Consider the following 17,714-nt stretch of genomic DNA (forward strand, 5'->3'; position numbering starts at 1 on the left):
AGCGCGCAGGACAGGTGGGAGCTTTGGCCGGAATTATTGATCGGCGCCCGACGCCACCCGCGCGCGACCGGGGTCAGCCCCGCGCGCCGAGCGTCAGCGGCGGGCGCGGCCGGCGAGGGCTACGACCCGGCCGGTCATCGCCGGCTCGTGCCGCGCCTCGCCGACGCGGAAGCGGCAGACTGCATCGGCAAGGCGCTCCGCATCCGCCGCCAGATTGCGGGCGGCGGCGGTGGTTTCCTCGACCATCGCGGCATTCTGCTGCGTCATCGCGTCCATCTCGCCGACCGCCGTGTTGATCTGGCTGAGCCCGCCGGCCTGCTGGCGCGCGGCGGATGCGATGCTGGCGACAGAGCTGCTGATGTCGGCCATCTGCGTGATGATCCGCTGGAGCGCAGCGCCGGTTTCGGAGACGAGGCCGACGCCATTGTCGACCTGTAGCGTCGAGGCGGTGATCCGCGCCTTAACGTCTCGCGCCGCATCGGCCGAGCGCTGCGCCAGCGCGCGCACTTCGGAGGCGACGACGGCGAAGCCCTTGCCCGCATCGCCCGCGCGCGCCGCCTCGACCCCGGCGTTGAGCGCGAGCAGGTTCGTCTGGAAGGCGATGCCGTCGATGACGCTGATGATTTCGGAAATCTCGTTCGACGCGCGTTCGATTCCCGCCATCGCCTGCATGGCGCGCTCGACGACAACGCTCGATTCCTCCGCCGCGCGGTGCGCGCCGGCGACGATCGTCTCCGCCCGGCCGGCGGTGTCGGCGGTCACGCGGACGTTGCTGGTGATCTCGTCCATCGCCGCGGCGGTTTCTTCGAGGCTTGCCGCCTGACGCTCGGTGCGCAGCGACAGGTCGTCCGCCGCGGTGCGGATGTCGCCGCAACCCGACGCAAGGCCGTTGCCGACCGCGACCACCGTCTGGAGCGAATCCTGCATCGTCGCGGCGGCGCTGTTAAAGCTGGCGCGCAGCGGTTCGAATTCCGGAGTGAATGCGGCGTCGATCCGCACGGTGAGGTCGCCCCCCGCCAGGCGTTCCAGGCCCTCGCCAATCGCATCGACCACCTGCGACGTCGCGGTCATGTCCTGCACCAGCACCAGAACCTCCGCCCCGCCGTCGATCGCCACCGGGATCAGCGTGACCAGCATGCGCACGATCTGGCCGTTACGCATGTTGAGCCATTCGAACCGGGCATGGCCGTCACGGATGGCCTGCGAGACGCGTTCGTTGACATGTTCGATCGTCGGACGCCCGTCGCCCTGTTCCGGCGCCGAGAAGACCACGGGATTCTGCCCGAGGATCGCGGCGGTCGGCGCGCCATACACCTGCTCGGCCGCCGCGTTGCAGGCGACGAACCGGTTATCACGCAACAGCATCATCGCGTCGGGCGAATGGCGGAAGACGGCGAGCGCAGTGCGCGCTTCGAGCGTGTCGGAAGGGCGTTTGAACAGCATGGTTAAACCGATATCGACCGTTTCTTAACATGCGGTTGACCCGGATCGGCACTATCGCTTCATCCGTGACGCGCGGACATGACGGCCTCGCCCCCCGCAACCGTTGCCTGCGAAAGTCGCGCAAGCTAATCCGCCCTGATGTGGACCACCGTCCTGACGATCATCGCGATCACCATCCCCGTGCTCTACTGTCTTGCGAGAGGGATCGTCGATCTGCGCGCCCGCCGTTATGGCTGGGGCCTGATCGGAGTGTTCAGTGCTGTACTGCTGTTCCTTATTCCGATTCCGACTAACGCCATCAAGGTAGACTTACTGTTCGCCGGACAGTGATCACATCGGTTTGCAACGGCCGATATTTTTCAGTCTTTTCAAGTGCTCAGTTACGTCCGCTCGGCGCCCTACTCCAATAAGTCACTGCTCTAAGGAGGTTTTGCAGGCCGCTTTCCGACATCTGGTTTATGGCCATAGTGAACCGTTTTATTAACCCATGTTGCTTATCGGGTCCTCTTAGGAGGATCGCATGACTATCCGCAACAAGCTCTTTTCTTGCCTCGCATCCCTCGCCGTGGCGATCGTGCTGCTCGCAGGCGTGTCGCTGTGGAGCATGCACAACAGTAAGACGGCGCTCGATTCGATCCTGAAGGATCGGGTGGTGCCGATGCGCGATCTGAAGATGGTCGCAGACAAATATGCCGTCGATATCGTCGATGCGTCGCACAAGGCGCGCAACGGCAATCTCAGCTTCGCCCAATCGTCGGCAAAAGTGCGCGCCGGATTGCGCACCTTGCATGAGCATTGGAAGGCCTATCGCGCCACCCGCATCACCGGCGACGAAGCCGCGCTGGCCGACGAGGCGGAGGCGCGCATGCGCGTCGCGGACGAGCGCGTCGCCGAACTCCAGACGATTTTGGATAGCGGCGATCGCGCCGCGCTCGACCATTTCGTCGTCACCTCTCTGTATCGAGCCATCGATCCGGTGTCCGACTCGATCGGCAAGCTCGTCGACCTGCAACTGAAGATCGCGGAGCAAACCGGCACCAACGCCACCGTCACCGCGCAAACGAACCGCACGATCATGATCGCACTGGTGCTCGCCGGAATCGCGGTGCTTGCCGTGTCGCTGTTCATCATCGCGTCGAAGGTCGTCGCGCCGGTCAAACGCCTGTCCGGAACGATCCGCGGGCTGGCCGCACAGAATGGCACGGCCACCGTGCCGCATCTGGATCAGCAGGACGAGATCGGCGACATCGCGCGGGCGGTCGACATCTTCCGCGACTCCGTCGTCAGGGCCGAGCAGGACAAGGCCGCGGCCGCCGCGCAGGCGACCGAGGCGCTGGCGACCGGGCTGGCCGCCCTGGCCGACGGCGATCTCACCTGCCAGCTGAACGGCAGCTTCCCGCCCGCCTATGCCAAGCTCCAGTCGGACTTCAACGACGCGGCCGCATCGCTACGCAGCGCCCTGTCGCAGGTCACGGAGTCGGCGAGCGGCATCAACAGCGGCGCCAACGACATTCGCCAGGCTTCGGACGATCTGTCGCAGCGGACCGAGCAACAGGCGGCATCCCTGGAGGAAACCGCGGCCGCGATGGACGAGATCACCGCGACCGTCCGATCGACGGCGGAGCGTGCCGGTCGCGCCGACGCCGCGATGCGCGACGCCCGCGTCGAAGCCGAGCGTTCGGGCGAGGTCGTGCAGCGCGCGGTCGATGCGATGGGCGGCATCGAACGCACCTCGCACGAAATCTCCGAGATCATCAGCGTCATCGACGGCATCGCCTTCCAGACCAACCTGCTGGCGCTGAACGCCGGCGTCGAGGCCGCACGCGCCGGCGATGCCGGCAAGGGCTTCGCCGTGGTCGCATCCGAAGTGCGCGCGCTGGCGCAGCGCTCCGCCGAAGCGGCGAAGGATGTGAAGGCGCGGATCACCGCGTCCTCGGTCCAGGTGACGGCGGGCGTCCAACTGGTCGGCGAGACGGGCGACGCGCTCGGCCGCATCATCGGCAAGATCGGCGAGATCAACGGCCTGGTCTCCGCGATCGCGGCGTCGGCCGAGCAGCAAGCAACCGGCTTGCAGCAGATCAACACCGCCGTGTCCGAGATGGACGGCGTGACCCAGCAGAATGCCGCGATGGTGGAGGAGGCGACCGCCGCCGCACGCAGCCTGGCATCCGAAGTCGAGGAGATGAGCCGCCAGATCGCTCGGTTCCGGGTGGGCGAGGCCCCGGTGGGAACCGTCGCGCCCGTGGCCATGCTGCACCACCGCGCCCCTCCGGCCGCACAGCGTATCGCCCGCCCCGCGCCGCCGCGCGCGGTCGGCAATACCGCGCTGGCGGTGAGCAACGACGACTGGTCGGAATTCTGACCGCGGGGGGAGGTGGTGCGCCGATCGCCGGCCACCACCTTCCCGCCACCCGGTTCCGGCCCTATCGTCGCGGATCATGACCGCCATCCGCAACATCGTCGTCCTGACCGGCGCCGGCATCTCCGCCGAATCCGGCATCGCCACCTTCCGCGGGCCGGGTGGGCTGTGGGAGGGACATCGGGTCGAGGACGTCTGTACGCCGGAGGCGCTGGCGGCGGACCCGGCGCTGGTGCATCGCTTCTACGACCTGCGGCGGGCGGCATTAGCCGCGGTCGCGCCCAATGTCGCGCATATCGCGCTGGCGCGACTGGATCGCGCGTGGACGGGCGAATTGCTGATCGTGACGCAGAATGTCGACGACCTGCACGAGCGTGCCGGTGCGACGCGGTTGCTGCACATGCACGGCGAGCTCCGATCGGCGCTGTGCGCGGTATGCGGCATCCGCGAGGATTGGGACGGCGCGCTGCCGCCCGACACCGAATGCCCCAATTGCGGCGAGCGGGCGCTGCGGCCCGACATCGTGTTCTTCGGCGAGATGCCCTATCACATGGACCGGATCGAGGCGGCGCTGGCGGCGTGCGATCTGTTCGTGTCGATCGGCACGTCGGGCGCGGTCTATCCTGCCGCCGGCTTCGTGCAGATGGCGGAGGCCTATGGCGCCGACACGCTGGAGCTGAACCTGGAGCGATCGGCGGGCAGCGGCTTCTTTGCCGAGACGCGGCTGGGGCCGGCGGGGGAGTTGGTGCCGGCATGGGTGGATGCGCTGCTGGCGGAGGCTGGCAGCCCAGCGGAGGGATAGCCCAGCGCCCTCCTCATGCCTCCCCGGCCGGGGGAGGTGGCACCACGCGGCGGTGACGGAGAGCATAGGGCGCCCTCCGCCGCACCATACGGGCGCGTCCCCGGCAGCGCGAACGGAAGCCTTTACTCCACCCAGTCGAGGCCGATGTCGCGGTAGATCTCGCGGTCTTCGTCCCAGCCGGGCTTGACCTTGACGTGCAGGTAGAGGTGGACCGGCACGCCCAGGATGCCGGCGAGTTCGGTGCGCGCGCGCGCGCCGATGTCGCGGATGCGGACGCCGCCCTTGCCCAGCACGATCGCGCGCTGCGTCGGGCGTTCGACCAGGATCTGCTGGTGGATTTCGACCGATCCGTCCTCTCGCTCGCTATACTTTTCCGTCTCGACCGTGCTGGCGTAGGGCAGTTCGGCGTGGAGCTGAAGGTAGAGCTGTTCGCGCGTCACCTCGCTGGCGAGCGCGCGTTCGGTGGCGTCGGAGACCTGATCCTCCGGATAATGCCACGGCCCCTCCGGCATCGCCGCGGCAAGCGCCGACTTGAGCTCGGCAAGGCCATCGCCGGTCTGCGCCGAGACGAACCACGTGTCGGCGAAATGCATCAGCGCATTGAGCTTTTCGGCGTGGAGCAGCAGCTTGGGCTTGTCCGCGACGTCGACCTTGTTGAGGATCAGGATCTTAGGCTCGGGCCGGTCCTTCAGCGCCTCGGCGATACGCTCCACCTTGGGACCGATGCCGCCCTTGCCGTCCACCACGAGCGCGATCATGTCTGCGCCCTCGGTGCCGCTCCACGCGGCCGACACCATCGCGCGGTCGAGACGGCGCTGCGGTTCGAAGATACCGGGCGTGTCGACCAGCAGGATCTGCGCCGCGTCCTGGATCGCGACGCCGAGCAGCTTGGTGCGCGTTGTCTGCGCCTTGGGACTGACGATGGCGACCTTCTGGCCGACGAGCGCGTTGACGAGCGTGGACTTGCCCGCGTTGGGCGCGCCGACGACGGCGACGAGGCCGCAATGTTGGGTTTGGGTCATGGGGCTTCTTTTGGTTGGGTGGCGGGCGTTGGGCAAGTCACTCCTCCCCCGCCAGGGGGAGGTGGCGGCGCTGCTGCGCCGACGGAGGGGGAGGATACGGCACCGGTGTCGTTTGTGGAACCGCCCCCTCCACCATTCGCTGGCGCGAACGGTCCCCCTCCCCCGGCTGCGCCGAGGGAGGAATTTACGACGCCACCTTTGCCAGCAGGGCCTTCGCCGCCGCGGTTTCGGCGATCTGCTTGTTCGCCCCCGTCGCAGTGGCTTCCGCGAACGTCCCGATCTTCGCCTGCACCGTGAACCGTGGCGCATGGTGGGGGCCGGAGCGGTCGACCACGACATATTCGGGCGTGCGGCGGCCGTGCGCGGCGGCCCATTCCTGCAACGCCGACTTGGGGTGCTGCGGCGCCTTGTCGCTGCGGCGGACGCGGTCGCCCCAGGCGATGCGGACGAAGGTGCGCGCCGCGTCCAGGCCGGCCTCGCGATACCAGGCGCCGATCAGCGCCTCCATCACGTCGCCCAGGATATTGTCGCTTTCGTACGCGCCGTCATCGCGCGCCTGCTTGCCGAGCTTCAGATGCGCGCGCACGCCGATCGACCGGGCGACGTCGGCGCAGACCGCGCCGGTCACCAGCGCGTTCAGGCGCTTCGACAGGCTGCCTTCGGTCTCCCGGGGGAACAGCTCCCACAACCATTCCGCCATGATGAGGCCCAGCACGCGGTCGCCGAGAAATTCGAGCCGCTCGTAATTCTCCGCCGCCTGGCTGCCATGCGTCAGCGCACGCGCGAAGGGAGCGAGGTCGGCGGGTGCCCGGCCGAAGGTCTGCGCGATCCAGCTGGCGAGATCGGGGGTCAGAAGCCTTCTCCGATCCGGTTCCAGCGTGCGGCGGTGAACCAGCTGACGGGATTGAACCAGCGATAGTTGCCGTTGGTCGAGAAGAAGGTGACGACCGCCTTGCCCTCGATCCGCTCCATCGGGATGTAACCCATGCCGATCGGCGCGGGGAAACGGCTGTCGGCGCTGTCGTCGCGATTGTCGCCCATCAGGAACACGCTGCCGGCGGGCACGGTGTAGAGGCCGGTGTCGTCCGCCTGCGGGATGTCCGCCTGGTCGAGCACCATATAGCTTTTGCCGTTGGGCAGGGTCTCGCGGAACTGGGGGTAGCGGCAGATCGGCTGCCCCTTCGCATCGACGTCGACGAAGGTCGCGCCGCACTTCTGCTCGTTGAAATTGGCGGTCAGCGGCAGGACGAAGTCGGCGACGCGCTGCTTGGGGACGGGCACGCCGTTCAGGATCACCTGGCCGCGGCGCATCTGGATCGTATCGCCGGGCAGGCCGATGACGCGCTTGATGACGTCATGATCGGCGTGTTCCGGATCGGTGTCGCCGGGGGCGGGATCGGGCGAGCGGAACACGACGACGTCGCCACGCGCCGGATTGCGGCCGAGCAGGCGGCCCGGGATTGGTGGGAAGCCGTAGGGCAGCGACCAGCGCGAATAGCCGTAATTCCATTTCGTGACGAACAGATAGTCGCCGATCAGCAACCGCGGCAGCATCGATTCGCTGGGAATCGAGAAGGGCGCGAAGATGAAGCTGCGCAGGATGAACACGGCGACTGCCAGCTTCACGAGGAAGCGGATCGTCTCGCTGGTTTCCGAGCGGGGCTGTACCGGCTTGGGTGTCGCGGGGGCAGGAGTATCGGCCATAGGAGCGGAGCTTTAGCCGCCCCCGTGCGTCCTCACCAGTCGTTCCGGTGTCGGCGGAAACGGGCTTGTCGCCCGGCGCAGGATCGATACGGGACGGTCACGACTTACCCCTCCCCATGAAGGACGGACATATGAGCGACTGGTCTGCGATCGAAGCCCTGCCCTCCCCCAAGCTGATGGACTTGTTCGCCAAGGACGGCGACCGGCTGAAGACGTTCAGCCTGGACGTCTCCGGCATCCATTTCGACTGGTCGAAGACGCATCTGACGCGCGACGCGGTCGCGGCGTTCGAAGCGCTGGCCAAGGCCAAGGACCTTGCCGGCAAGCGCGACGCGATGTTCGGCGGCCAACACGTCAATGTCACCGAGGATCGCCCGGTCGAGCACACCGCCGAACGCGGCGAGGGCAACCCCGACAGCGTCGCCCGCGCCCGCCGCTTCCACGAGCGGATGCGCGCGCTGATCGACGCGATCGAGGCGGGCGCGCTGGGCGACATCCGCCACGTCCTCCACATCGGCATCGGCGGATCGGCGCTGGGGCCGGACCTGCTGGTCGATGCGCTGGGGCGCGAAGACAAGCGCTACGACGTCGCGATCGTCTCCAACGTCGATGGCGTCGCGCTGGAAGAGGCGATCAAGGATTTCGATCCGTCGGCGACGCTGCTCGTCATTGCCAGCAAGACCTTCACCACCAAGGAAACCATGCTCAACGCCGAATCGGCGATGCAGTGGTTCCGCGAGCATGGCGTCGAAGATCCGTACGGCAAGGTGATCGCCCTGACCGCCGCCCCCGACAAGGCGATGGAATGGGGCGTCGACGAAACCCGCATCCTGCCGTTCAGCGAGGGCGTCGGCGGCCGCTATTCGCTGTGGTCGTCGATCGGCTTCCCGGCGGCGGTGGCGCTCGGCTGGGGCGCGTTCGAGGAACTGCTGGAAGGCGCCGCCGAGATGGACCGCCATTTCCGCCTGACCGCGCTGCACGAAAATGCGCCGGCGCTCGCCGCCTTCGCCGACCTCTATTACACGCAGGTCCGCCACGCCGAAACGCGCGCACCCTTCGCCTATGACGAGCGGCTGCGACTGCTGCCGAGCTATCTCCAGCAGCTGGAGATGGAGTCGAACGGCAAGGGCGTGACGGTGGACGGCCAGCCGGTCGGGCGGCCGACCGCGGCGATTACCTGGGGCGGCGTCGGCACCGATGCGCAGCATGCGGTGTTCCAGCTGCTCCACCAGGGCACGCACCTCGTCCCCGTCGAATTCATCGCGGTGATCGAGCCGGGCGATACGCTGGCGGAGGATCACCATCGCCAGCTGCTGCTCAATGCCTTCGCGCAGGGCGCGGCGCTGATGAAGGGCAAGCAGGTGGACGATCCCGCGCGGTCTTACAGCGGCGACCGCCCGTCCTCGACGATCCTGCTCGACGTGCTCGACCCGCGCACGCTGGGCGCGCTGATCGCCTTCTACGAACACCGCGTGTTCGTGAACGGCGTGCTGCTCGGCATCAACAGCTTCGACCAGTTCGGCGTCGAGCTGGGCAAGGAAATGGCCAAGGCCGCCGACCAGGGCGGGCAGGAGTTCGACCCCTCCACCGAAGACCTGATCCGCCGCGCCGGTCTGGATTGAGCCGGGCGTAAACGCTATGTGTATGGCTCTGCGGAGCCATACACATGCGGACGAATATCGAGATTGACGATGCTCTGATGGCGGAGGCCATCCAGCGCAGCGGCTTGAAGACCAAGCGTGACGTCGTGCAGTTCGTGCTGAACCGCTACGTTAACATCGAGCGGCAGCGTGAAGCGCTCGAAGGTTTACGTGGCTTGGGCTGGGACGGTGATCTCGACGCCATGCGGACCGACGACCCGGTGCGCGAATGGGGCTGACGCTCGTCGACTCGAGCGTATGGATCGACCTGTTGGCCAACCGCTCAACTGTACAGACCCGCGCGCTGACGCAGTGCCTTGATCGTGGCGACCCACTCGCGATCGGCGACCTGGTGTTGATGGAGGTATTGCAGGGCGCCCGCAGCGAACGGAGCGCCGATGATGCAATCCGCTTCTTCGCCAAGTTCAACAAAGTCCAAATCGCCGACCACCGCGTCGCCGTACAGGCCGCCCGCAATTACCGGCACCTGCGCAGCCTCGGCATCACCATCCGCAAGACGATCGATACATTGATCGCGACGCGGTGCATCCTCGACCGGCTTCCCTTGTTATACAGCGATCGCGATTTCGACCCTTTCGTGCAGCATCTGGGCCTTCGCCCGGCGCTCGCCACCCCGGAGTAACACCATGCCCCAATATGACTACGACCTCTTCGTCATCGGCGCAGGGTCCGGTGGCACGCGCGCGAGCCGCGTCGCAGCGGCGCATGGCGCGCGCGTGGCAGTGGCCGAAGAGTATCGCGTCGGCGGCACATGCGTGATCCGCGGCTGCGTGCCCAAGAAGCTGCTCGTCTATGGCGCGCACTTTGCCGAGGATCTGAAGGACGCCAAGCGCTTCGGCTGGCAGGTGCCCGACCAGTGCGACTTCGACTGGAAGACGCTGCGCGACAATGTGCTGGAGGAGGTCGACCGGATCAACGGTGCCTATACGCAGACGCTGGAAACACATGGCGTCGAGATCATCCACCAGCGCGCCACCGTCAGTGGCCCGCACAGCGTGCGGCTGGCCGACGGCACCGAGAAGACCGCCGAGCGCATCCTGATCGCGGTCGGCGCGCATCCGGCCGTCCCCGCCTGCCCCGGCGCCGAACACGGCATCACCAGCAACGAGGCGTTCCACCTCGATGCGATCCCCAAGCGCATCCTGATCGCGGGCGCGGGCTATATTGCCAATGAATTCGCCGGCATCTTCCACCAGTTCGGCGCGCACGTGATCATCATGAACCGCACGCAGGACATCCTGCGCGGTTACGACCTGTCGATCCGCGATCGCCTGCTCCAGATCAGCATGATGAAGGGGCTGGAGTTCAAATTCGACGCCAATTTCGAACGCCTCGAGAAGGGCGAAGACGGCTGCCTGACCGTCCATATGTCAAACCACGAGCCCGTGACCGTCGACATGGTGATGTTCGCGACCGGTCGCGTGCCCAACACCGAAGGTCTCGGGCTCGAAGAGGCTGGCGTCGCGCTGGAAAAGGGCGCGGTCGTCGTCGACGAGCAGAACCGTTCGAGCGTCGATAGCATCTTCGCGATCGGCGACGTCACCAATCGCATCCAACTGACCCCCGTGGCAATCCGAGAGGGCCAGGCGTTCGCCGACACCTTCTTCGGCAACAAGCCCACCACGGTCGATTACGCCAACATCCCGTCGGCCGTCTTCAGCCATCCGCCGATGGCGGGCGTCGGCATGACCGAGAGCGAGGCGAAGCAGAAGCTGGGGTCGGTCGCGGTCTATTCGTCCGACTTCCGGCCGATGAAGAACGTGCTCGCCGGGCGCAATGAGCGCGCGCTGTACAAGATGGTGTGCGATGGCGTGTCGGGGAAGATCGTCGGGCTGCACATGATCGGGCCGGACGTGCCGGAGATCCTGCAGGCCGCGGCGATCGCGGTGAAGGCGGGGCTGACCAAGGCGCAGTTCGACGACACGGTCGCGCTGCATCCGACGATGGCGGAAGAGCTGGTGCTGATGAAGTAAGCGCCCGTCACCCCGGACTCGTTCCGGGGTGACGGTGTGTATGGGGCGGGGTCAGGCGCCGACGAACCGTCCCGGACGGCGTTCGTTCACGGCGCGCACGCCTTCGGCAAAGTCGGCCGTTTTCTGCAACCAGGCCTGTTCGGCGAGTTCGTGGTCGGTCTGCGCCTCGACCAGCGCGAACAGATCGCCGCGCATCGTCGCCCGCGTCGATTGCACCGCGAGCGGCGCTCCCGCCGCGATCTCCTGCGCCAGCGCCAGTGCGTCGGCGCGCAGGCGGTCGGCGGGCACCAGCAGATCGACAAGACCCCAGTCCGCCGCCTGCTCCGCCTTGATGCGACGCGCGGTGAGATTCATCAGCAGCGCGCGCTGCCCCCCGATCACCCGCTCCAGCACCGCCGAAATGCCGAAGCCGGGGTGGAAACCCAGCGCGACGAAATTGGCGACGAAGCGCGCCTCCGGCGCCGCCACGCGGAAATCGGCGACGAGCGCGAGGCCGAGGCCTGCTCCCACCGCCGCGCCCTGGATTGCGGCAACGACGGGCGTCTTCACCGCATAGAGCCGCGCGGCGGCGACGTAGAAGGGGTTGCGCGTGCCCGCGGGCTGGTCCTTTTCGACCGGATTGTCGCGGGCAAGGTCGGCACCGGCGCAAAAGATGCGGCCGTCCGATTGCAGCACGATCGCGCGCACCTGCGGATCGGCATCCGCCGCGGCAAAGGCGCTCCCGATCGCCTCGATCAGCGCAAGATCGGCGAAATTGTGCGGCGGGCGCGCGAAGGTGAGAATGGCGACATGGCCGTCGCGGGCGGTGTGGACGAGGGGCTGGGTCATGGCGCGACAGTGGCGCGGATCGGGTTTGCGCGCCAGTGGGTGGCTTACCGGGTAGCCTTTGCAGCTATATCCGCCATCCCAACGCAGGCTGGGAGCTTTCGCTTGCCGGACGCCACAGCCGGTTACAGGAAGACCCCAGCCTGCGCTGGGGTGACGAGGTTCACGCGCTCAATGTTGCGCGCTGAGATAGGCGATCAGGTCCGCACGGGCGAGCGGGTCGGCAAGGCCGGGATAGCCCATCGACGTGCCGGGGGCGAAGCGGCGCGGGTTGGTGAGCCACGCATCCATCCGCTCCGGCGTCCAGCGGCCGCCGATGCGCTGAAGCGCGGCGGTGTAGCCGAAGCGCGGGCTGACGCCGGCAACCGGCGCGCCCATCGCGCCGAACAGATTGGGGCCGTTGCGATCGGGCGCGCCCTTGCGGATCGCGTGGCAGGCCGCGCAGGCGTTGAACAACCGCTCGCCCGTCCCGGCATCCGCCACCCGCAGCAGGGCGGCCACATCGGGATTCGTCCCTGCCGCGCGCAGCCGGGCCGCGCGGTCCGCACCGCCATCGCCGCAGCCGGCGAGCAGCAGCAGCACGACGGCGGCGGCCCCGCGCATCAGTCGGCGAACAGCAGGACCGGCGTCTCGAGCTGCGTTTTGAGCGCCTGGATATAGCTTGCGGCGTCCCAGCCATCGACGACGCGATGGTCGCAGCTGATCGACACGTTCATCAGCTTCGCCCGACGGATTTCGTCGCCGCGGCCGGTGAAGACGGGGCGCTCGACGATCTTGTTCGGCCCGATGATTGCGACCTCCGGCCGGTTGATGACCGGCGTCGTCGCGATGCCGCCGAGCGGCCCGAGCGACGTGACGGTGATCGTGCCGTTGCCGAGTTCCTCTGGCTTCAGCTTGTTGGCGCGGGCGGCTTCCGCAAGGCGCGATATCTCGGCAGCGAGCTGCCAGACGTTCTTGTCCTGCGCGTCGCGGATGACCGGCACGGTCAGCCCGGCGTCGGTCTGCGCCGCCATACCGAGGTGGACCCGGCCGGACCGCGTCACCACGCCTGCCTCGTCGTCATAGCGCGCGTTGAGCATCGGGAATTGCGGCAGCGTGCGGCAGATCGCGACGATCAGCAGCGGCAGCATGGTAAGCTTGGGCCGCGGACCGCGGTGCGCGTTGAGATCGGCGCGCATAGACTCAAGCGCCGTCACGTCGACTTCGTCGACATAGGTGAAGTGCGGGATGTGGCGCTTGGCGGCGGCCATATTCTCAGCGATGCGGCGGCGCATGCCGATGACGCGGACCTGTTCGTCCTCGCGCGCACGCGACGCGCCGGGGGCGTGATAGCCCTGGCCGGCATTGTAGCGGAGGAAGGCGTCGAGGTCGGCGTGGCGGACGCGATCGGCGTCGGTCTTCACCTGGGCGAGATTGATGCCGAGATCGCGGGCACGAGCGCGCACCGCGGGCGAGGCGAGGACGTGGGCGGCGACGGGTGCCTTCTCCGCCGTTCGCCCTGATCCTGTCGAAGGGCTGGTCGCCGCGGGCGGTGCGCTTGCGGCCTGTGCTTCGACAGGCTCAGCACCAACGGGGGATGGCGTATCGCCCGATCCCGCCGGCGGCGTCACGGCCACCGCGTCGACCGCCTCGACGCCGGGGTTCTCGGCCTCATATTGCTGCGCGACTTCGGCCTGTTCCGCGGTCGCGGGCGCGGCGACGACCTCGCCCCCCGCATCTTCGGCGCCCGCATCCTCGGTTTCGATCACGACCAGCGCCGCGCCGATCGCGACCTGATCGCCGACCTCGCCCGCCAGTTCGACCACGACGCCCGACACCGGCGATTCCATCTCGACGGTCGCCTTGTCGGTCATCATGTCGGCGATGTTCTGGTCTTCCTCGACGCGGTCGCCGACGGCGACGTGCCAGGCGACGATCTCGGCCTCGGCGATGCCTTCGCCGATATCGGGCAGGCGGAAGGTGAAGCGGCCCATCTTATGCGTCCTTCATGATCTTCTTGAGCGCCTGGCCGATGCGGACCGGACCCGGGAAATACGCCCATTCCAGGCTGTGCGGGTATGGCGTGTCGAAGCCGGTCACGCGCTCGATCGGGGCTTCGAGGTGGTAGAAGCAGCGTTCCTGCACCAGCGCGGACAGTTCGGCGCCAAAGCCAGACGTGCGCGTGGCTTCATGGACGATCATGCAGCGGCCGGTCTTCTTCACCGACGCCTCGATCGTCTCGATGTCGAGCGGCACGAGCGTGCGCAGGTCGATGATCTCGGCATCGACGCCTTCGTCAGCGACCACCTGCGCACAGACGTGGACCATCGTGCCATAAGCGAGGATCGTCAGCGCCTCACCCGCACGCACGACCTTCGCCCTGCCCAGGTCGACGCGGTAATAGCCGGTCGGCACCTCGCCACCGGGGTGCTTCGACCAATTTTCGGCCGGCCGATCCCAATGGCCGTTGAACGGGCCGTTGTAGATGCGCTTGGGTTCGAGGAACAGGACGGGGTCGTTGTCCTCGATCGCCGCGATCAGCAGGCCCTTGGCGTCATAGGGCGTCGACGGGATCACCGTCTTCATGCCCGATACGTGCGTGAAGATACCCTCAGGGCTCTGCGAGTGCGTCTGGCCGCCGAAGATGCCGCCGCCATAGGGCGAGCGGATCGTGATCGGCGAGGTGAACTCGCCCGCCGATCGATAGCGCAGCCGCGCCGCCTCGCTGACCAGCTGGTCGAGCGCGGGATAGATGTAATCCGCGAACTGGATTTCGGGGACGGGACGCAGGCCATAGGCGCCCATGCCGATCGCGACGCCCATGATGCCGATTTCGGTGATCGGCGTGTCGAACACGCGGGTCTTGCCGTATTTCGCCTGGAGCCCCGCGGTCGCGCGGAACACCCCGCCGAAATAGCCGACGTCCTCGCCCATCACCATCACGTCCGCGTCGCGCCCCATGCAGACGTCGAGCGCGGAATTGATCGCCTGGATCATGTTCATGCGGGTGGTGGCAGGCGTGTCGATCGTGGTGTCGGTCATGGCGTCACTCATAATCCCTCTCCCGGCGGGAGAGGGAGGGAGCCGCGAAGCGGCGGAAGGGTGAGGGTCGAAAGGCAGGCTGCCCTCACCCTTCCCACTGCCTCCGGCAGCGGGCCCCTTCCCTCTCCCGCTGGGAGAGGGCGATACATCACTTGCGCGCCCATGGCCGCCCGCTCGCTTCTTCCTCGGCGATCATCTGCGCCTGTTGCTCGCGCAGATGCCACGGCATCTCTTCGAACACGCCGTCGAACAGACTGTCCAACGGCTGGTGCAGGCCGTGGCCGAGGATGCCGTTCTTCTCGGCGTCCTTCTGCTGCGCGCGGACATATTCGGCCAGCTCGCGGTCCTGCGCGGCGTGGCGCTCTTCGTCCCATTCGCCGATGACGATGAGGTGCTGCTTCAGCCGCGCGATCGGATCGCCGAGCGGCCATGCGGTCGGTTCGCCCGCGCTGCGATATTGCGTCGGATCGTCAGAGGTCGAATGGCCCTCCGCGCGATAGGTGAAATGCTCGATCAACGTCGGACCGGCGTTGGTGCGCGCGCGCTCCGCCGCCCACAATGTCGCGGCATAGACCGCGAGCGCGTCATTGCCGTCGACGCGCAGGCCGGCGATGCCATAGCCGATCGCACGCGCCGCGAAGGTCGTCGATTCGGCGCCCGCGAAGCCGGAAAAGCTCGAAATCGCCCACTGATTGTTGACGACGTTGAAGATCACCGGCGCGCGATAGACGGATGCGAAGGTGCAGGCGGAATGGAAGTCGCCCTCCGCGGTAGACCCCTCGCCGCACCACGTCGCCGCGATGCGCGTGTCGCCCTTCGCCGCCGAGGCCATCGCCCAGCCGACGGCCTGCGGATATTGCGTGGTGAGGTTGCCGGAGATCGAGAAGAAACCGAAATCCTTCGCCGAATACATGATCGGCAGCTGCTTGCCCTGCAGCTTGTCACCAGTGTTCGAGTAGATCTGGTTCATCATCTCGACCAACGGATAGCCGCGCGCGATGAGCAGCCCCTGCTGGCGATAGGACGGGAAGCACATGTCGTCGGCGTCCAGCGCCTGCGCCGCGGCGATCGCCACCGCCTCTTCGCCGGTCGCCTTCATGTAGAAGCTGGTCTTGCCCTGGCGCTGCGCACGGAACATCCGCTCGTCGAACGCGCGCAGCAGCGCCATGTTGCGCAGCATGCGGCGCAGCATGTCGGGCGACAGCTTGGGGTCCCACGGGCCGACCGCGCGGCCGTCCTCGTCGAGGACGCGGACCATCGTATAGGCGAGGTCGGTGAAATCGTGCGCCGATTCGGCGGTGTCGGGCCGTCGTGCGGCACCGGCCGGGGGGATGTCCACGCCGACGAAATCGACGGGATCGCCGGGGCGGAACTTGGGTTCCGGCACGTGCAGCCGCAGGGGCTGCAAATTGGCGCGAGGATGCTCGCCGGCCACGTTTCTCTCCTGTCCGTGCCCCGCGGGAGTCGCCGGCACCGTTGATCGATACTTTCGCGCCGTTGTAATTAGATTTCAAGCGAGATTTTGGCTCAGTCCTCCCCCGCCAGGGGGAGGTGGCGCGGCGAAGCCGTGACGGAGGGGTGGACGGCGGTGGTCCTGCTAATCGGGATTCACCCTGTCCTCCACCCCCACGCTGGCGCGTGGGGGTCCCAGCATCGGGTCGGATCGTCCCCAGGACGATCCTTGAGCATGCGGGGCATGCGCAACCCGATGCTCCGTGCCGGGGAGGAGTTATCACCCCACGGTCTGTTCGATGACGCCGAAGATCGGGTGGTGCTTGTCGTCCTCCGCCCAGATGCGCACCGTGTCGCCCGCCTTGAGGAACGGCGTCGTCGCCTTGCCGGTCGCGATCGTTTCGACGGTGCGCAGCTCGGCGAGGCAGCAATAGCCGACGCCGCCATCGGCGATCGTCTTGCCGGGGCCACCGTCGGCACCGCGGTTGCTGACGGTGCCCGATCCGACGATCGTCCCCGCCCCCAGCGCGCGCGTCTTGGCGGCGTGCGCGACCAGCGTGCCGAAGTCGAAGGTCATGTCCTCGCCCGCCTCGACCCGGCCGAAGGGCTGGCCGTTGAGGTCGACGTTGAGCTTGCGGTGGAGCTTGCCGTCCCGCCACCAGTCGCCCAGCGCATCGGGTGTCACGAACACAGGCGAGAACGCGCTGGCCGGCTTGGACTGGAAGAAGCCGAAGCCCTTCGCCAACTCGCCGGGGATCAGCCCGCGCAGCGACACGTCGTTGGTCAGGCCGACGAGGCGGATCGCCGCGAGTGCTTCTTCGCGGCTGGCGCCCAGGGGTACGTCGCCGGTCACGACGACGACCTCCGCCTCCATGTCGCAGCCCCAGCTCTCGTCGCCGAGCGGAATAGGATCGCGGGGGGCGAGGAAGCCGTCCGATCCGCCCTGATACATCAGCGGATCGTGCCAGAAGCTGTCCGGCATCTCGGCCCCGCGCGCCTGCCGCACCAATGCGACGTGGTTCACATAGGCCGACCCGTCCGCCCACTGATAAGCGCGCGGCAGCGGCGAGGCGGCGTCATGTTCGTGGAAGCGTTCGCGCGGGATCACCGCATGCTCCAGGTCGGTCGCCAGATTCTGCAGATCGGGCAGATACCGATCCCAATCGTCGAGCGCCGCCTGCAAGGTCGGCACGATATGGCCCGCGTCCGCGCACCAGGCGAGGTCGTTCGAGACGACGACGAGCCTGCCGTCACGCTTGTGCTTCAGACTGGCGAGTTTCATCGGGCATCCTCTTTTGGTTGGGCGCCCATGCTATCGTCGGCGGTGACGGGATGCACCGAAAAAGTCTCAGGCGTTACGATCTCCTCCATCCGTTCGTGCTGAGCCTGTCGAAGCACGGGTGGCCCCAGGCGCTGCGCTAGGGGAAACCCGCCCTTCGACAGGCTCAGGGC

At 67.4% G+C, this 17,714-nt stretch carries 17 protein-coding genes; 7 read left to right on the forward strand and 10 right to left on the reverse strand.

Going from position 1 to position 17,714, the window contains the following annotated elements; genetic code table 11:
- Positions 1-93 precede the first annotated feature (93 nt).
- The gene (locus SPHME3_RS0100960) at positions 94-1,443 is read right to left on the reverse strand and encodes a methyl-accepting chemotaxis protein (RefSeq protein ID WP_017977728.1); all 1,350 of its coding nucleotides are present in this window, start codon (positions 1,441-1,443) and stop codon (positions 94-96) included.
- A 138-nt stretch (positions 1,444-1,581) separates the two neighbouring features.
- Here SPHME3_RS0100960 and SPHME3_RS0100965 point away from each other — a divergent pair, with 138 nt between their 5' ends.
- The 3 genes from SPHME3_RS0100965 to SPHME3_RS0100975 all read left to right on the forward strand — a co-directional run bounded on the left by SPHME3_RS0100965 (position 1,582) and on the right by SPHME3_RS0100975 (position 4,604).
- Complete coding sequence (locus tag SPHME3_RS0100965) at positions 1,582-1,773, forward strand: hypothetical protein (protein ID WP_017977727.1); 192 nt, start codon at positions 1,582-1,584, stop codon at positions 1,771-1,773.
- 190 nt (positions 1,774-1,963) lie between these two features.
- Positions 1,964-3,805, forward strand: coding sequence for a methyl-accepting chemotaxis protein (locus SPHME3_RS0100970; protein ID WP_017977726.1), 1,842 nt, complete (start codon positions 1,964-1,966; stop codon positions 3,803-3,805).
- 76 nt (positions 3,806-3,881) lie between these two features.
- Positions 3,882-4,604: an NAD-dependent deacylase gene (locus SPHME3_RS0100975; RefSeq protein ID WP_017977725.1), complete on the forward strand. Its 723-nt coding sequence runs from the start codon at positions 3,882-3,884 to the stop codon at positions 4,602-4,604.
- A 122-nt stretch (positions 4,605-4,726) separates the two neighbouring features.
- Here SPHME3_RS0100975 and era read toward each other — a convergent pair whose 3' ends face one another.
- The 3 genes from era to lepB all read right to left on the reverse strand — a co-directional run bounded on the left by era (position 4,727) and on the right by lepB (position 7,330).
- The gene (era, locus tag SPHME3_RS0100980; RefSeq protein WP_017977724.1) at positions 4,727-5,626 is read right to left on the reverse strand and encodes a GTPase Era; all 900 of its coding nucleotides are present in this window, start codon (positions 5,624-5,626) and stop codon (positions 4,727-4,729) included.
- A 184-nt stretch (positions 5,627-5,810) separates the two neighbouring features.
- The gene (gene rnc, locus SPHME3_RS0100985) at positions 5,811-6,479 is read right to left on the reverse strand and encodes a ribonuclease III (RefSeq protein ID WP_024310451.1); all 669 of its coding nucleotides are present in this window, start codon (positions 6,477-6,479) and stop codon (positions 5,811-5,813) included.
- Complete coding sequence (gene lepB, locus SPHME3_RS0100990; RefSeq protein ID WP_020486373.1) at positions 6,476-7,330, reverse strand: signal peptidase I; 855 nt, start codon at positions 7,328-7,330, stop codon at positions 6,476-6,478. The genes rnc and lepB overlap by 4 nt, the downstream gene beginning before the upstream one ends.
- Positions 7,331-7,461: 131 nt before the next feature.
- On the opposite strand from lepB, the gene pgi reads away from it, so the two are divergent.
- Genes pgi through gorA form a run of 4 tightly spaced genes read left to right on the forward strand, consistent with a single transcriptional unit; the run spans position 7,462 to position 10,964 of the window.
- Positions 7,462-8,952, forward strand: a complete 1,491-nt coding sequence (pgi, locus tag SPHME3_RS0100995) for a glucose-6-phosphate isomerase (protein ID WP_020486372.1) — start codon at positions 7,462-7,464, stop codon at positions 8,950-8,952.
- Between the two features lie 44 nt (positions 8,953-8,996).
- Positions 8,997-9,209: a type II toxin-antitoxin system VapB family antitoxin gene (locus SPHME3_RS0101000; RefSeq protein ID WP_017977720.1), complete on the forward strand. Its 213-nt coding sequence runs from the start codon at positions 8,997-8,999 to the stop codon at positions 9,207-9,209.
- Complete coding sequence (gene vapC, locus SPHME3_RS0101005; protein WP_017977719.1) at positions 9,200-9,613, forward strand: type II toxin-antitoxin system VapC family toxin; 414 nt, start codon at positions 9,200-9,202, stop codon at positions 9,611-9,613. Before SPHME3_RS0101000 ends, vapC begins: the two co-directional genes overlap by 10 nt.
- A 4-nt stretch (positions 9,614-9,617) precedes the next feature.
- On the forward strand, positions 9,618-10,964 hold the full coding sequence (gene gorA, locus SPHME3_RS0101010; RefSeq protein WP_017977718.1) for a glutathione-disulfide reductase: 1,347 nt from the start codon (positions 9,618-9,620) through the stop codon (positions 10,962-10,964).
- Between the two features lie 51 nt (positions 10,965-11,015).
- On the opposite strand, the gene SPHME3_RS0101015 is transcribed toward gorA, so the two are convergent.
- The 6 genes from SPHME3_RS0101015 to SPHME3_RS0101040 form a co-directional block, all read right to left on the reverse strand.
- The gene (locus SPHME3_RS0101015) at positions 11,016-11,792 is read right to left on the reverse strand and encodes an enoyl-CoA hydratase/isomerase family protein (RefSeq protein WP_017977717.1); all 777 of its coding nucleotides are present in this window, start codon (positions 11,790-11,792) and stop codon (positions 11,016-11,018) included.
- A 168-nt stretch (positions 11,793-11,960) separates the two neighbouring features.
- Positions 11,961-12,392 carry a c-type cytochrome gene (locus SPHME3_RS0101020; RefSeq protein ID WP_017977716.1) on the reverse strand — a complete coding sequence of 144 codons (432 nt, stop codon included), beginning with the start codon at positions 12,390-12,392 and terminating at the stop codon, positions 11,961-11,963.
- Positions 12,392-13,762, reverse strand: coding sequence for a dihydrolipoamide acetyltransferase family protein (locus SPHME3_RS0101025; RefSeq protein ID WP_017977715.1), 1,371 nt, complete (start codon positions 13,760-13,762; stop codon positions 12,392-12,394). The genes SPHME3_RS0101020 and SPHME3_RS0101025 overlap by 1 nt, the downstream gene beginning before the upstream one ends.
- Position 13,763: 1 nt before the next feature.
- The gene (locus tag SPHME3_RS0101030; protein WP_026189055.1) at positions 13,764-14,771 is read right to left on the reverse strand and encodes an alpha-ketoacid dehydrogenase subunit beta; all 1,008 of its coding nucleotides are present in this window, start codon (positions 14,769-14,771) and stop codon (positions 13,764-13,766) included.
- Between the two features lie 187 nt (positions 14,772-14,958).
- On the reverse strand, positions 14,959-16,245 hold the full coding sequence (locus SPHME3_RS0101035; RefSeq protein WP_020486371.1) for a 3-methyl-2-oxobutanoate dehydrogenase (2-methylpropanoyl-transferring) subunit alpha: 1,287 nt from the start codon (positions 16,243-16,245) through the stop codon (positions 14,959-14,961).
- Positions 16,246-16,542: 297 nt separating this feature from the next.
- Positions 16,543-17,544 carry a fumarylacetoacetate hydrolase family protein gene (locus SPHME3_RS0101040; RefSeq protein WP_017977712.1) on the reverse strand — a complete coding sequence of 334 codons (1,002 nt, stop codon included), beginning with the start codon at positions 17,542-17,544 and terminating at the stop codon, positions 16,543-16,545.
- Between the last annotated feature and the right edge of the window lie 170 nt (positions 17,545-17,714).

The organism is Sphingomonas melonis DAPP-PG 224 (assembly GCF_000379045.1).
Classification (GTDB): domain Bacteria; phylum Pseudomonadota; class Alphaproteobacteria; order Sphingomonadales; family Sphingomonadaceae; genus Sphingomonas; species Sphingomonas aquatilis.

Coding starts and splice junctions, on each gene's coding strand:
- SPHME3_RS0100960 (WP_017977728.1), bottom strand. CDS start 1,443: ATGCTGTTCAAACGCCCTTCCGACACGCTCGAAGCGCGCACTGCGCTC.
- SPHME3_RS0100965 (WP_017977727.1), top strand. CDS start 1,582: ATGTGGACCACCGTCCTGACGATCATCGCGATCACCATCCCCGTGCTC.
- SPHME3_RS0100970 (WP_017977726.1), top strand. CDS start 1,964: ATGACTATCCGCAACAAGCTCTTTTCTTGCCTCGCATCCCTCGCCGTG.
- SPHME3_RS0100975 (WP_017977725.1), top strand. CDS start 3,882: ATGACCGCCATCCGCAACATCGTCGTCCTGACCGGCGCCGGCATCTCC.
- era (WP_017977724.1), bottom strand. CDS start 5,626: ATGACCCAAACCCAACATTGCGGCCTCGTCGCCGTCGTCGGCGCGCCC.
- lepB (WP_020486373.1), bottom strand. CDS start 7,330: ATGGCCGATACTCCTGCCCCCGCGACACCCAAGCCGGTACAGCCCCGC.
- pgi (WP_020486372.1), top strand. CDS start 7,462: ATGAGCGACTGGTCTGCGATCGAAGCCCTGCCCTCCCCCAAGCTGATG.
- SPHME3_RS0101000 (WP_017977720.1), top strand. CDS start 8,997: ATGCGGACGAATATCGAGATTGACGATGCTCTGATGGCGGAGGCCATC.
- vapC (WP_017977719.1), top strand. CDS start 9,200: ATGGGGCTGACGCTCGTCGACTCGAGCGTATGGATCGACCTGTTGGCC.
- gorA (WP_017977718.1), top strand. CDS start 9,618: ATGCCCCAATATGACTACGACCTCTTCGTCATCGGCGCAGGGTCCGGT.
- SPHME3_RS0101015 (WP_017977717.1), bottom strand. CDS start 11,792: ATGACCCAGCCCCTCGTCCACACCGCCCGCGACGGCCATGTCGCCATT.
- SPHME3_RS0101020 (WP_017977716.1), bottom strand. CDS start 12,392: ATGCGCGGGGCCGCCGCCGTCGTGCTGCTGCTGCTCGCCGGCTGCGGC.
- SPHME3_RS0101025 (WP_017977715.1), bottom strand. CDS start 13,762: ATGGGCCGCTTCACCTTCCGCCTGCCCGATATCGGCGAAGGCATCGCC.
- SPHME3_RS0101030 (WP_026189055.1), bottom strand. CDS start 14,771: ATGAACATGATCCAGGCGATCAATTCCGCGCTCGACGTCTGCATGGGG.
- SPHME3_RS0101040 (WP_017977712.1), bottom strand. CDS start 17,544: ATGAAACTCGCCAGTCTGAAGCACAAGCGTGACGGCAGGCTCGTCGTC.